The organism is Pseudonocardia tropica, assembly GCF_040105315.1.
Taxonomy (GTDB): Bacteria; Actinomycetota; Actinomycetes; order Mycobacteriales; family Pseudonocardiaceae; genus Pseudonocardia; species Pseudonocardia alni.
This window is the reverse complement of the sequence record NZ_JBEDNP010000010.1, coordinates 66,343-79,637: the sequence shown is the minus strand read 5'-3', so window position 1 is coordinate 79,637 and position 13,295 is coordinate 66,343. Positions and strand designations below refer to the sequence as shown.

The 13,295-nt window shown below is 75.1% G+C and carries 13 protein-coding genes; 8 read left to right on the top strand and 5 right to left on the bottom strand.

Annotation, left to right across the window (positions count from 1 at the left end):
* Window positions 1-87 precede the first annotated feature (87 nt).
* From WHI96_RS17645 to WHI96_RS17630, 4 genes are all read left to right on the top strand, one after another.
* Entirely contained in the window at window positions 88-381 is a 294-nt protein-coding gene (locus WHI96_RS17645; RefSeq protein ID WP_345644382.1) for a hypothetical protein, read from the top strand.
* The gene (locus tag WHI96_RS17640) at window positions 371-1,669 is read left to right on the top strand and encodes a cupin domain-containing protein (RefSeq protein ID WP_345644385.1); all 1,299 of its coding nucleotides are present in this window, start codon (window positions 371-373) and stop codon (window positions 1,667-1,669) included. The genes WHI96_RS17645 and WHI96_RS17640 overlap by 11 nt, the downstream gene beginning before the upstream one ends.
* The gene (locus WHI96_RS17635; protein ID WP_345644388.1) at window positions 1,666-2,556 is read left to right on the top strand and encodes a ferredoxin family protein; all 891 of its coding nucleotides are present in this window, start codon (window positions 1,666-1,668) and stop codon (window positions 2,554-2,556) included. The genes WHI96_RS17640 and WHI96_RS17635 overlap by 4 nt, the downstream gene beginning before the upstream one ends.
* A gap of 248 nt (window positions 2,557-2,804) precedes the next feature.
* On the top strand, window positions 2,805-3,602 hold the full coding sequence (locus WHI96_RS17630) for a glucose-1-phosphate cytidylyltransferase (protein WP_345644391.1): 798 nt from the start codon (window positions 2,805-2,807) through the stop codon (window positions 3,600-3,602).
* A 7-nt stretch (window positions 3,603-3,609) separates the two neighbouring features.
* Here the strand turns inward: WHI96_RS17630 and WHI96_RS17625 are convergent, their stop codons facing one another.
* Window positions 3,610-4,416: a hypothetical protein gene (locus WHI96_RS17625; protein WP_345644394.1), complete on the bottom strand. Its 807-nt coding sequence runs from the start codon at window positions 4,414-4,416 to the stop codon at window positions 3,610-3,612.
* Window positions 4,417-4,565: 149 nt separating this feature from the next.
* Entirely contained in the window at window positions 4,566-5,633 is a 1,068-nt protein-coding gene (locus WHI96_RS17620) for an LCP family protein (protein ID WP_345644397.1), read from the bottom strand.
* 274 nt (window positions 5,634-5,907) lie between these two features.
* On the opposite strand from WHI96_RS17620, the gene WHI96_RS17615 reads away from it, so the two are divergent.
* The 4 genes from WHI96_RS17615 (at window position 5,908) to WHI96_RS17600 (ending at window position 10,418) form a co-directional block, all read left to right on the top strand.
* Window positions 5,908-6,201 (top strand): hypothetical protein, encoded by a 294-nt coding sequence (locus WHI96_RS17615; RefSeq protein WP_345644400.1) that lies wholly within the window; start codon window positions 5,908-5,910, stop codon window positions 6,199-6,201.
* A 498-nt stretch (window positions 6,202-6,699) separates the two neighbouring features.
* The gene (locus WHI96_RS17610; RefSeq protein ID WP_345644403.1) at window positions 6,700-8,349 is read left to right on the top strand and encodes a sugar transferase; all 1,650 of its coding nucleotides are present in this window, start codon (window positions 6,700-6,702) and stop codon (window positions 8,347-8,349) included.
* Between the two features lie 2 nt (window positions 8,350-8,351).
* Window positions 8,352-9,254 carry a glycosyltransferase family 2 protein gene (locus tag WHI96_RS17605; protein ID WP_345644406.1) on the top strand — a complete coding sequence of 301 codons (903 nt, stop codon included), beginning with the start codon at window positions 8,352-8,354 and terminating at the stop codon, window positions 9,252-9,254.
* Window positions 9,255-9,287: 33 nt separating this feature from the next.
* The gene (locus tag WHI96_RS17600; RefSeq protein ID WP_345644409.1) at window positions 9,288-10,418 is read left to right on the top strand and encodes a glycosyl hydrolase family 28-related protein; all 1,131 of its coding nucleotides are present in this window, start codon (window positions 9,288-9,290) and stop codon (window positions 10,416-10,418) included.
* Window positions 10,419-10,437: 19 nt separating this feature from the next.
* Here WHI96_RS17600 and WHI96_RS17595 read toward each other — a convergent pair whose 3' ends face one another.
* The 3 genes from WHI96_RS17595 to WHI96_RS17585 are packed head-to-tail and all read right to left on the bottom strand — an operon-like array spanning window position 10,438 to window position 13,293.
* The gene (locus WHI96_RS17595; RefSeq protein ID WP_349302410.1) at window positions 10,438-10,932 is read right to left on the bottom strand and encodes a hypothetical protein; all 495 of its coding nucleotides are present in this window, start codon (window positions 10,930-10,932) and stop codon (window positions 10,438-10,440) included.
* Entirely contained in the window at window positions 10,916-12,022 is a 1,107-nt protein-coding gene (locus WHI96_RS17590) for a glycosyltransferase (RefSeq protein ID WP_345644415.1), read from the bottom strand. The genes WHI96_RS17595 and WHI96_RS17590 overlap by 17 nt, the downstream gene beginning before the upstream one ends.
* Window positions 12,019-13,293, bottom strand: a complete 1,275-nt coding sequence (locus WHI96_RS17585) for an O-antigen polymerase (protein WP_345644418.1) — start codon at window positions 13,291-13,293, stop codon at window positions 12,019-12,021. Before WHI96_RS17585 ends, WHI96_RS17590 begins: the two co-directional genes overlap by 4 nt.
* Window positions 13,294-13,295: the final 2 nt, after the last annotated feature.

The window sequence follows — 13,295 nt, the reverse complement described above, 5'->3', positions numbered from 1 at the left end:
GTCGTTCTCCGGGGCGAGCACGTGCATGGCCGGGCTCCCGGTGGGGTAGCCGCCCCTCGACCGTCCCGACCGACCCAGGAGACCACCATGGCTCTGAACGACGACGACATCACCACCTCGAGCGGCTCCGGCCCCGAGGGCCCCGCGGACTCCGGCGCCGGCCAGGGCACCCCCGGCCAGCACGACGGCGGCGCGGACTCCGGCGCCGAGGGCCCGGCCGACTCCGGCGCCGGCCAGGGCACCCCCGGCCAGCACGACGGCGGCGCCGACGGCGGCGCGGACTCCGGCGCCGAGGGCCCCGCGGACTCCGGTGCCGGCGAGGGCACCCCGGGCCAGCACGACGGCGGCGCCGACGGTGGCGCCGACAGCGGTGCGAACTGAGCTGAGCGAGCCGACGGCCGGTGCCGGATCGCCCCCCGCGGGCACCCCGGCGCCGGCCGGCGCGCGTGCGGCGTCCGGGAACGGCGCCCTCGCGCGGCTGGTCGGCTCGGACACCGACACGTTCGGCGCCCGGCACTGGGGCACCACCGCGCTGCTGCGCACCGGCGCGGACACCGGCGCGTTCCGCGACCTGCTCGACCTCGACGGCGTCGACGAGCTGCTGTCCCGTCGCGGGCTGCGCACCCCGTTCCTGCGGCTGGCCCGCAACGGGTCCGTCGTCGGCTCGGGTGACTTCACCGGCCCGGGCGGGGTGGGCGCCGAGATCGGCGACCAGGTCCGCGACGACCGGGTCGCGGCGCTGTTCGGCGACGGCAGCACCGTCGTCCTGCAGGCGCTGCACCGCGTCTGGCCCGGCGTCATCGACTTCTGCACCGCGCTCGCCGAGGACCTCGGCCACCCGGTGCAGGCGAACGCCTACATCACCCCGCCCCAGTCGCAGGGCTTTTCCGCCCACTACGACGTGCACGACGTGTTCGTGCTGCAGCTGGCCGGGCAGAAGCACTGGCGCGTCCACGCACCGGTCCACACCGATCCGCTGCGCAGCCAGCCCTGGAGCGACCACGGCGACGCCGTCGCCGCCCGCGCCCGCGACGACGAGCCCGTGATCGACCGGGTCCTCGAACCCGGCGACGTGCTCTACCTCCCCCGCGGCTGGCTGCACTCCGCGACCGCGCTCGGGGACGTCTCGGCGCACCTGACGATCGGGGTGCACGTGGTGACCCGGTACGCGCTGGTGGAGTCGCTGCTGGCGCTGGTCGCCTCGGACGAGCGGCTGCGCGCGAGCCTCCCGCTGGGCGTCGACCTGGCCGACCCGGGGCAGCTCGCCCCGCACCTCGAGGCCGTGCGCGCCGCCCTGACCGACGCGGTCGCCGGCGTCCCCGCCGCGGACGTGTCGCGCCGGGTCCGGGGCCGGGTGTGGTCCGGCGGGCGCCCGGAGCCGGTCCGGCCGGTCGCCGCCGCCGCGTTCGCCCGCGATCTCGCGCCCGGGGACACCGTGCGCCGGCGTCTCGGGGTGCACCACCGCCTCGTCCCGGGTGATGATCGGGTCGTGCTGGAACTGGCGGAGAAGACGCTGACCCTGCCCGCCGTCGTCGCACCAGCTCTGGCGGCCCTGCTCGGCGGCGGCACGCACACCGTCGGGGACCTGCCCGGGCTGGACGCCGACGACCAGATCGTCCTCGTCCGGCGGTTGCTGCGCGAGGGCGTGCTCGTCCCGGCCTCGGCGTGACCGCGGCCCGGGAGTACCGGCGCTGCGCCGAGCTCGCCGAGACGGCCGGTGACCCGGCGGAGGGCACCGCGCCGCCCGCGCGGCACTGGTTCCTCGTCGAGCACCCCGGGCCGTGGCCGCGTCAGGCCCTGGCCGGGCTCGACCCCGCCGCCGCGGCGGCGCTCGGGGCCTGGGCCGGGGAGGTGGGCGCACGGGTCGTGCTCGTGCGCCGGCCCGGGCGCCGGGACCGCGACGCCGTCGAGCCGGGGCGGCGCTGGTTCCGCGTCGACTCCCGGCTCGGGCACGAGGACGTCCGGACCGGCACCTGGACCTCCCCCGCCGAGCTGGCCGCCGCCGTCCACGCCGACGGCGACCCGCACCCCGACCCGCTGGTGCTGGTCTGCGCGCACGGCCGCCACGACGCCTGCTGCGCCGTCCGCGGCCGCCCGCTCGCCGCCGCACTCGTCGCCGACGACCCCGAGGGCACCTGGGAGTGCAGCCACATCGGTGGTTGCCGCTTCGCCCCCGCGATGGTGCTGCTCCCGCACGGCCTCACCTACGGCGGACTCACCCCGCTCGAGGGCCCCGCCGTCGTGCGCGACCACCGCTGCGGACTCGTCGTGCCCGGCAGACTGCGGGGCCGCTCGGCGCTGCCACCCGCGGTGCAGGCCGCCCAGCACCACGCCCGCGCCGCCACCGGCGCGACACGGCTCGACGACCTGCGCGTCACCGACGTCGTCCCCGACGACGCCCCGCCCGGGCGGACCGGCTGGCGGATCACGTTCGCCTCCCCGGACTGCGTCGTGGAGGTGCGGGAGCGGTTCGTCCCCGTCGACCGGCCCCTGACGTGTGCCGCCCGCCCCGCCGGGCGCATTCGGGTGTTCGACCTCGTCGACGCCCGCTGCTGACCGCACACCGCGTCCGTCCCTTCCGGAACGGAAACGATGGCCCGAGTCCGTCCCGACCCCGGTCCGCCCCGTGCGACCTGCGCTACCGTCGACTCTCCGTCGCGCCCCGTGACACTCGGTGTCCGTTACGCCCGGATGTGAGGGGACGAACAGCCCGGTGGCGATAACAGTGCGGTAGAGCTGTTCGGTTCCACCACTACGGCGCCGTCGCCTCCACCACGCTCCCCACGAAGGAACGGATACACCGCATGGACCCCCAGACCCCCGTCGTCATCCTCTGTGGAGGCAAGGGCACCCGCATCCGCGAGGCGTCGGAGAGCCTGCCGAAGGCGATGGTCGAGATCGGCGGACGGCCGATCGTCTGGCACATCATGAAGACCTACCGGGAGCACGGCTTCCGGCGCTTCGTCCTGTGCCTGGGGTACAAGAGCTGGGCGATCAAGGAGTACTTCCTCGACTACCGCGCCCGCTCAGCGGACTTCACCCTGTCCATGTCCGACCGGCACCGCATCGACTTCCACAACGGCGTCGACGAGGACTGGGAGATCACCTTCGCCGAGACCGGCCTGGAGGCCGCGACCGGCTCGCGGATCCGCCAGATCGCGCCCTACGTCGACACCGAGCACTTCTTCCTGACCTACGGCGACGGCGTCTCCAACGTCGACATCACTGCGCTCGCCGCGGAGCACGAGGCGTCGGGCCGGATCGGCACCGTCACCGGCGTGCACCCGACCTCGAAGTTCGGCGAGATGCACGTCGACGACGACCAGGTCGTCGAGTTCAACGAGAAGCCCACCCAGGTCACCGGGTTCGTCTCCGGCGGGTTCTTCGCCTTCCGCCGCGAGTTCCTCGACACCTACCTCGGCCGCCCCGGCGACGACGATGTCTGGCTCGAGCACGAGCCGCTGCAGAAGCTCGCCCGCGACGGGCAGCTGGGCGTGCACCGGCACGAGGACTTCTGGCAGGCGATGGACACGTTCAAGGACTACGAGTACCTGAACAAGCTCTGGTCGCGGAACGAGGCGCCCTGGAAGAGCTGGGCCTGATCCGGCGTCACCAGGATGCGTCCCTGCCGATCACCAGGGCGCTGAGGTCGCGGTCGGGGACGGAACACAGCTCCTCCCCGCAGGGCAGCAGAGCCGTGACCCGGTCGTCGATGTTCTCCCGGGACACGAAGATCCGCACGCCGGCCGACAGGCTCGTCACACGCATCTGCAGCTTGTCGCCCCGGTAGGGCCCGAGGTCTCGGGGCACGTCGAAGTAGACCTTCGCCCGGGCGTCCGCGCTCACGGAGGTCTCGCCGGTCACGAGCTCACGGCCGTCCGGACCGGTGATCCGGATGAGGACACGCGCACCGGCCGGCGCCGCTGCGACCTCGGCCGACCGGAGGTAGCGGGTGGTGGACACGAAGGTCGTGCCCGCCGTGTCCCCGTAGGGCAGATCGACGGCCCGGTTGGCCTGGAACGTCGGCCAGTTCTCGAGCACGCGCTGATCGGCCGAGGGGTCGGACGCCTGCGGTGTCGGAGCGGGAGGACCGGTAGGACCGGGTGGTGCACTCGCCGTCGCCCCTGTGACGACGGCGAGTGCACCGCACGCCAGGAGCACCGCCGTCACCAGGAGCAGGATCGTCGACCACCGCGGCGCGCCGATGCGGACGAAACCGACCTGGACCAGTACGCCCACCGTCGACCCGGAGACGCTGTTGACGGGTGCCCCGGACGACGGTGGCGAGGCATCCGCCGAACGTGTCGGGACGCAGAGCGCCAACACGAAGCTCACGACCGTGCACAGGACGACCACGATCCATGCGCCGGCGTTGCCGGGCTCGTCGGTCGCGACGTTCACGGCGACAGCGCTCACCGTGCCCGTCACGGCGCCGACCAGGGCTGCGACCCACTCCCGCCGTTCCGGCAACACGCCTCCCGCAACGACGAGGCGCCCGCCTCTCCTGCACACAGGGTAGCGACATCGACCCCACCGGGCGGTCGATCACGACCCGGCGGGGCCGGTCAGGACGGCGTCCCGCTCAGCGTCTCGGTCGGGTTCCGGTCCGCGTACTGCGCGACGGTCCCGTTGCGGATCGCGCCCCACAGCTCCTGCCCGCGGGTGTCGTCGAGGTAGACCACCGACTGCGCGCCCTCCCGGCCCAGACCGGCGACCGGCGCCGTCACGAAGGCCACGCCGGAGCCGCGCAGATTCCGATTCGCCAGGGCCAGCTGCACCAGCCCGGTGTTGGAGAGCGAGTCGTCGACGCTCACCGCGTCGCCGACGCTCGTCGCGAACGAGTACAGCGCGGTCGGGTCGGTGGTCGCCTTCTCCTGCACCTTCTCCAGCAGTGCCTTGATCGCGTTCTGCTGGCGGGCGGCGCGGTCGATGTCGCCGTTCGGCAGGTCGTAGCGCTGGCGGACGTAGGCCAGGGCCTGGGCGCCGTCGAGGTGGTTCTCCCCCGCCGCGAAGTCGACGCCGGCGTTGCCGGTGGCGCGGGCGACCTGCACGTCGATCCCGCCGACGGAGTCGACGAGCGAGGTGAACCCGGCGAAGTCGACGACGCCGAAGTGGTCGACCCGCACCCCGGTCAGCTGCTCGACCGTCTCGATCAGCAGCGGAGCGCCGCCGAACGCGTACGCGGCGTTGATCTTGTTCATGCCGCGGCCCGGGATGTCGACCCAGGAGTCGCGCGGGATCGACACGACGCTCGCGTGCTCGCCGTCCGGGGCCACCGTGCCGAGCATGATGACGTCGGAACGCTCGGAGCCGCCGTCGGCGCCCGCGGCGGCCTCGGTGCCGGTGATCGGGACGTCGGAGCGGGAGTCCGTGCCGACGAGCAGGAACGTCGTCCCGCCGAACGTCGCGGGGCGGCTGCCGGCGTCGATCCCGCGGAACGCGTCCGGGATCCGGTTGATCTCGTTGCCGATGCTCGACGTCAGGTACGCGACCACTCCGGCCACCACGAGCAGCAGCACCAGCACGACGGCGAGCAGCACGGCGAGCACCCGGCGGCCGCGACGGCGCGGACGTCCGGCGCCCATGCCGGGGACGACGTCGTCGCGCCGGGTCGGTGGGACGGCGTTGCGCATGACGGGACCTCTCGCCGGGGAAGCGGATCTCGATGTCTGTCGCAGCACGCCGCGGCGTGTTAGCGCGCGCCGGGGTGACCTTCGCACAGCGGCGCACCGGGTGACGCGTCGTCGCACGTCAGAGGCCCATCCGCGACACAGGGTGTACGCAGGTGGCGCCGGTGTCATCAGTTGTGTGGAACCCATGGCCCCGTCGCTAATGGGCCGCACGGAGCAGGCGAGTGACGGGGCAGAACGGCCGCACGGCCGTCGCGGACCGAAGGAGCCTCCCGACATGAGCATCACCCCGGACACCCCCGCCGGCACCCCCGCCACCGCCGCCTCGATCCCTGCGCCGCGTGCGGCCGCCGAGAACGGCGCGCTGCCGCCCGTCGCCGCCGCGCCCGTCGCCGTCGACCTGTGCCGCTGCGGCCACGAGCGCGACGCCCACGAGCACTACCGCGCCGGCACCGACTGCGGCGTCTGCGGCACCACCTGCCGCGCCTTCCACGCCCGCACCGGCTCCGCCGCCGGCCGCTCGGCCGGGCGCGCCGCGCGCCTCACCTCGAAGCTGCTGCGCCCCCGCTGACCCGACCGTTCCACCCTCCCCGGACGGTCCGCTCCGGGGACGACGACGAACGCCCCGTCCGCTCATCGAGCGGACGGGGCGTTCGTCGTTTCCGGCGCGGCCCGGTCGGGCACGTCCGCCACGGCCACCTCTCCGCGATGTCGTCGTAGGTGACTTTCCCTGCCGCACAAGCGATCTTCGCAGATCCACGGATCGATCACCCTGCGCTCACGTGGTTGTAGCCAGAACATTTCCCGCAGCGTGCGTCACTTCCAAGCATTCGCCCGTAACGACGACCCCATGGTTACCGAATGAGATGTCGATCAGCGGGTAAGCGATCGATGCACCCATAAAGGGTCACTGAACGCCACCCCGGGTATGACGTTACGAAGGGCTGTGACTCGAAGTGACCGCACATGCGACGACTGCGATCACTCCACGTGCAGGAGTACGAGGATCCGGCTGGACACCGGCGGCCATCCGCAATGTCACGTCGGGTGACAGCGACGGTGTAGGCCGATGAGCACCGACGCGGACACCCGTACCTCCGCCGAGCCCGGCACCGGATCCGCTGTGCACCTGACCGGGGCCCCCGGCCGGGGCCGCACCCGGCCGCGACGGTACCTGCGCCCGCTGCCCAGCCACCGTCGCCCGGGCACCCACCCTGCACCGGGACCAGCGACCACCGGCGCCACCGACAACAGGGCCACCGACGCCCCGGCCACCGACGCCTCCGGGAACACCGCTCGCCCGGGCGCGACGCCCGGCCCCCCGGCCCCGGCCCCGGTCACCACCCGCCGCCGCCCGCTGCCCGCCCCGCTGCGCCGACTCGGCGAGCGCGTGAGCCTGGTGCGGTGCGCGCTGGTCGGCGTCGACCTCGCGGTGCTGGTCCTGGTGTCGGCCCTGGTGGCCGAGGTCACCCCGGCCACCGTCGCGACCGCCGCCCTGGTCGTCGTCGTCCGGGCGGCCGCCGGGCTGCACCGACCACGGCTGCGGCTGTCCTGGTTCGACGACCTGCCCCGCGAGCTGGTCGCCGTCGCCGTCGCCCTCGGCCTGTTCCCGGCCGTCGCGATGCTCACGAACGCGACCCTGGGCACCTCGGAGGACACCCCCGACGCCGTCGCGGTCGTCCTCGCGGCCGCCGTCGGATCGGTCGCCGCCCGGGCGGTGATCCTGCTCGTGATCCGCACTCTGCGCGTGCGCTGGGGGGTCGGCGAGCCGACCCTGATCGTCGGGACCGGGGTGCGTGCCGTGGAGCTCGACGAGACCATGCGCGCCCACCCCGAGTACGGCATGCGCCCCATCGGGCACATCACCTACGAGGACCTCGACCTGGTCCGGGTCCCCGAGCGGGCCACGCTGTCGGCGCGCATCCGCACCGCCGCCCGGGCGCACGGTGCCCGCGCGGTCGTCCTGGCCTGCCACGGCGCCGACGACGGCGGCGTGCTCGACGCCGCGATCGGGGCCCGGCGCGACGGGCTGGCGGTGTACCTGCTGCCGTGGCTGCCCGAGCTGGTGCACGACCGCGACGGGGTCGAGCGCATCCGCAGCATCCCGCTGCTGCGCGTGCCGCAGGACCCGATGCGACGGCCGAGCTGGCGGGTCAAGCGGTTCAGCGACATCGTGATCTCCGCGGTCGCGCTCACCGTGACCGCCCCGCTGTTGGCCGTCGTCGCCGCGGCGGTGCTGATCGAGAGCGGTCGCCCGCTGATCTTCCGCCAGGAGCGGGTCGGGCTGGACAACCGGCCGTTCACCGTCCTGAAGTTCCGCAGCATGCGCCCCGACGACGAGGCCGAGCAGCGGACCCGCTGGTCGATCGCCGGGGACCCGCGGGTCGGCCCGGTCGGCCGGCTCATCCGCCGCACCTCGCTCGACGAGCTGCCCCAGCTGTGGAACATCCTGCGCGGCGACATGAGCCTGGTCGGGCCGCGCCCGGAGCGCCCGTCGTTCGTCGAGCGGTTCTCCGCCGAGCACGAGCGCTACACCGCCCGCCACCGCGTCCCCGTCGGCCTGACCGGGCTCGCCCAGATCTCCGGGCTGCGCGGCGACACCTCGATCGCCGACCGGGTGCGCCACGACAACTACTACATCGCCAACTGGTCGCTCTGGCTCGACGTGCAGATCCTGGTGCGTACCGCGCGCGAGGTGCTGCGCGGTGGGCAGCACTGACCGTGGACACGCCGCGGCTGGGCGTCGCGGTCAGCACGGTCGGACGGCCCGCGATCGCCGGGCTGCTCACCTCACTCGCGACGGGCGGCACCGCACCCACGGCGGTCGTCGTCGCCGACCAGAGCGCCGGGGGGACCGCCCGCGGGCTCGCCGGCGACCGGGCCGCCGACGCCGGCTGGGTCCCCAGCTCCGGCGGTGCGTCGCGGGGCCGCAACGACGCCGTCGCCGCGCTCGGCGAGGTCGGTGAGGTCGATGTGCTGGCATTCCCCAACGACGACTGCCGCTACCCGCACGACACCCTCACCGCGGTCCTGGAACGGTTCCGGGCCGACCCGGGTCTCGCGGCACTGGCCGTCACCCTCGTCGACCCGGCCGGACCGCGGCTGCGGCTGCCCGCCGACGGCACCGAACTGGACCGGCGCAGCGTGTGGCGGGCGATCGAGCCGGCCACCTTCGTGCGGGCCTCGGTGTTCGCCGAGCTCCGCGGCTTCGACGAACGGATCGGCACCGGCGGACCCACCCCGTGGCAGTCCGGGGAGATCACGGACCTGCTGCTGCGCGCGCTGGCCCGGGGGCACCGGGTCGTCGCCGCCCCCGGGATCGAGGTCCGCGCCCCCGGCGAGGTCCGTGCCCTGGACGCGGCCCGCTACCGCAGCAAGGTCCGCGGCTACAACCGCGGCGCCGGGCACGTCTACCGCACGCACCGCTACGGCCTCGCCACCCGGCTCGGGTTCCTGGTCATGCCGTGGGTGCGGCTGGTGCAGGGGCGACGGCTCGGCGCGAGCGAGATCGCGCTGACCTGGCAGCGCGGCCTCGGCCGGCTCGAGGGCCTGCTCGGACGCACCGTGGGCCGTGACGGGCCGGACTGGCTCGAGACCCGGCGCCCCAGGGCAGCACCCCGGTAGATTCGGGTGATCATCACTCGAGGGGAGCACACGGTGGACACGCGAATGCTGCTGACCTGCGCACTCGTGCTGGGGCTGCTCGCCACCGTCCCGCTGTCGTCCGGCCGGGGAGGCCCCCCGCGCACGCTCGACGCGCGCGACCTCGGCGCCGTCGGCGACGGGCGCACCGACGACACCGACGCCCTGACCGCCGCGCTGGCCGGGCTGCGCCCCGGCGACGTCCTGGTGCTGCCGCCCGGCGACTACCGCCACCGCGACGTGCTGGTCGTTGCCGTCGCGGGGGTGACAGTCCGCGGGGAGGGGGCGACCCTGACCGCGCTGGACGAGGAGCGCTCGGCGCTGCGGATCGCCGCCGACGACGTCGCCGTCGAGGGGCTCACCCTGGGCGTCGCCGCCACCACCCGCCGCCACACCGGCGCCGATCAGCACCGGCTGCACGTGCTCGACGCGCACCGGGTGCTGCTGCGCGGGATCACCGTGACCGGGTCCGCGGCCGCCGGGATCATGGTCGAGAACTCGACCGGGGTGATCGTGGACCGGCCGGTCGTGCGCGATACCCGCGCCGACGGGGTGCACGTCACCGGGACCTCGGCGCGGGTGCGGGTGCTCGCGCCGCGCGTGTCGGGCACCGGGGACGACGCCGTCGCCGTCGTCTCCTACGACGACGCCGCCACTCCGGTGACCGATGTCGAGGTCCGCTCCCCCGTCGTCGACGGCACCACCCACGGCCGCGGGCTGTCGGTCGTCGGCGGCCGCTCGGTCCGCTTCGAGGACGTGACCGTGCGCGGCACCGCGGGCGCGGGGATCTACGTCGCCGTGGAGGGCGACCCCTACTTCACCCACGACGTCGACGGGGTGCGGGTGAGCGGCGGGACGGTCACCGACGCCAACCTCGACGACCGCGTCGACCATGGCGCGGTGCTCGTCTTCTCCGGCCGCCCCGGCCGGTCGGTCAGCGACGTGGTGCTGCGCGACCTGCGGGTCAGCGGCACCCGGGCGGACGCGTCGCGCCAGGTCGGCCTCTACCGCGACGACGGCGGCGAGATCGACGGCGTCGAGCTGGGCGGGATCGTCGTCGACACCGACGGCGGGCCCACCGGGCTCGGCACCAACCTGCCCGCCGACCGTTACCGGATCGACGGCGGCACCCTCGCCGGCCCCTGACCGGGCCGCCGGGAGCGGTTCAGGCCGGGCCGAACGCCGCGGCCCGCGCGACGAACGCGGCCGCCTCGTCGGCCTCCGCCCGGTCCTCACGCACCCGCAGCAGCGGCACCGGGACGCGGGTCGCCCAGCGCGACGCCACCTCGGTCGTCACCACGACGGCGTTGCAGCCGCGGGCCCGCAGCCGGTCCAGCGGGCCGGGCCGGGCGCCGTCGGCCCACCACAGCAGCGCCGTCCCGGCCGGGACCCGGCGGCGCAGCGCACGCCCGGCCCGGCCCGCCATCGCCCGCCCGTGCACGACGACGACGGCGCCCGCGGGCAGCGCGGGGACCGCCGCGCGGGGCAGCACCCACCCGGTCCAGCCGCGGGTCGTGTGCGCGGCGACGAGCCGGCGCGCGCGCCGCTCCCCCGCCGTACCGGGCACGGCGACGTGCACGACGGTGCGGTGCACCGCGAACGGGTCGGTGCCGACCCGGTCCGCGACCACCCCGGCGCGCGGGTCAGCGGGTCCTGACACGGTTCCTCCTCGTGACGGCGTCGACGATCTCCCCGGCGGCCTCGGCCCAGGACCGGCCCGGCCCGTGCTCGGGCACCCGGCGGGGTGTGCCCAGCGCGGCGACGACGGCGTCGGCCCAGGCGTGCGGGTCCTGCACCGGCACCACCCGCCCGGCCCCGCCCGCGGCCTCGGCCTGGGCCGGGTCGTCGGAGCACACCAGCGGCGCCCCGAAGCGAAGCGCCTCCACCACCGGCAGCCCGAACCCCTCGAACGCGCTGGGGCACAGCACCGCGGCCGCGTACTCGTAGCACCAGCGCAGCGTGCCGTCGTCGACCGGACCGAGGTGCAGCACCGCGCCCTGCGCGACCAGCCGGTCGAAGTGCCGGCCACGGTCGGGTGCGGTCCAGTCCCGCGGCCCGACCAGTACCAGCCGGGCGTCGGGGTGGTGCGCGCGGACCGCGGGCCAGGTGTCGACGGCCAGCCGCAGGTTCTTGCGCGGGTTCGCGTCACCGACGGCCAGCGCGAAGGTGGCCCCGGCCAGCTCCGCGACCGGTGTCGGCGAGACCGCGCGCAGCGTGTCCGGGGTCGCCAGCGGCACGACGACGGCGCGGTCGGCGACCTCGGGAGCGTAGTCGAGCAGCCGGGTCCGGGTCGCCGCGGAGACGCAGGCCAGCACGTCGGCGTCGCGGATGGAGGCCAGGTAGGGGCGGCGCAGCAGCAGCCGCTTGGCCGCCGGGAAGTCCCCGGGGCGGTCCAGGAACAGCATGTCGTGCACCGTCAGCACGCGCAGCGCACCAGCGGCGTCGGCGGGCAGCAGGTGCTTGGCGCCGTGCACGACGTCCATCGGCGGCAGGTCGCGCAGCCAGCGCGTCCAGCGCTCGCGCACCGACCGCAGCCCCACCGGCCCGCCCGGGCGGCGGTGCATCCGGTCGGCGGGCACCAGGCCGTCGAGCCGCCCACCGGCGCCGTCGGCGGCCACGGTCAGGTGCAGCTCGACGTCGTCGCGGTCGGCGAGTGCGCGGGCGAGCTCCACCACCACCCGCACCATCCCGCCGCCGCCCTCGGCGGGGACGTGGTCGGCCATCAGCAGGTAACGCAGCACGGGACTCATCTCGCGATCTCGGCGACGGTGGGCTCGGCGACGGCGGGCGGGGGGACGGGGACGGCGGGCACGGGCGGCCGGGAGCGGTGCAGCAGCACCGCGACGACGGCGAGCCCGGCGATCGCCGGCAGCGTCCGGCCCTGGGTCCAGTAGAGGTAGCGGGGCAGTTCCAGCAGGCCCAGGAACAGGAACGGGTAGAACAGCAGCCCGGCCGGGCGCGACTCGCACATCCCCCGGTACAGCGTGGCGGCGACGAACCCGACCGCCACCAGCAGCGCGAGCCCGCCGAGGGTGCCGTAGTCCAGGAACGGATCGGCGATGCCGCCGTCGTTGTTGAACTCGGGGTTGCCGTGGGCGACGAGCACGTCGGCGTAGACCTGCGCGGTGTCCACGCCGGACAGTCGCCGGTGCAGGTCCAGCGCGGACACCCCCGGCGCACTCCACAGGAACTCCAGCGTCGCGCGCGGCCAGCCGGTCAGGTCCGCCATGTACTGCATCCGCAGGGCGGCGTTGTTCACCGCGGTCGTGTAGTAGCCAGCGAAGCGCTCCAGCGCGAACTGCGCGAACCCGGAGTCGGTGCGAGCCCGGTAGAAGTTCCAGCTGCGCGAGTACTCGAACGCGGCGAACACCGCGACCAGGCCGGGTAGTGCCACCGCCGGGGCGAAGGACAGCCTGCGCGCGGTGCGCGGACGCGTCGATCCGGCGCAGGCGGCGACCACGACCAGCGGCACCAGGATCTCCAGCACCGCGAGCCGCTCGGTCATCAGGTAGGCCCGCGGCAGGGCGAGCACGACGACGGCGCCGAGCTTGGCCCACTCCGCCCGGTCGCGGCCGTCGCGGGCCAGGAGCAGCCCGCTCACCACCGCCGCGGCCGGGCCGAACTGGGTCATCGTCGTCAGGCCGGGCAGGGTGCCGATCCGGGTGCGCAGGTCGGCCGCGTACACCCCGGAGGTGACGGCGTCGAGGACCACCGCCGGGGTCACCCCGCGGGCGAGGGCCAGCCCGGCGAACGCGACGTAGCCGGTCACGGTGAGCGCGGTCAACACGGTGCTCGCGCGGCGCAGCAGGGCGAACCGGCCGTCGTCGAGGTCGGGCCACACCGCGGCGACGGGCCGGGGCGGCGCGGCGACCGCGGCGATGACCGCGCCGAGCGCGAGCGCCAGCGCCCCGAGTCCGAACAGGACGGCCAGCTCGGCGGTGACCGCCTTCGGGGTGCCCCACTGGGTCCGGTAGGAGGAGTCGGGCACCGTGGCCGCGGCGAGCACGGCCACCCCGATCATCG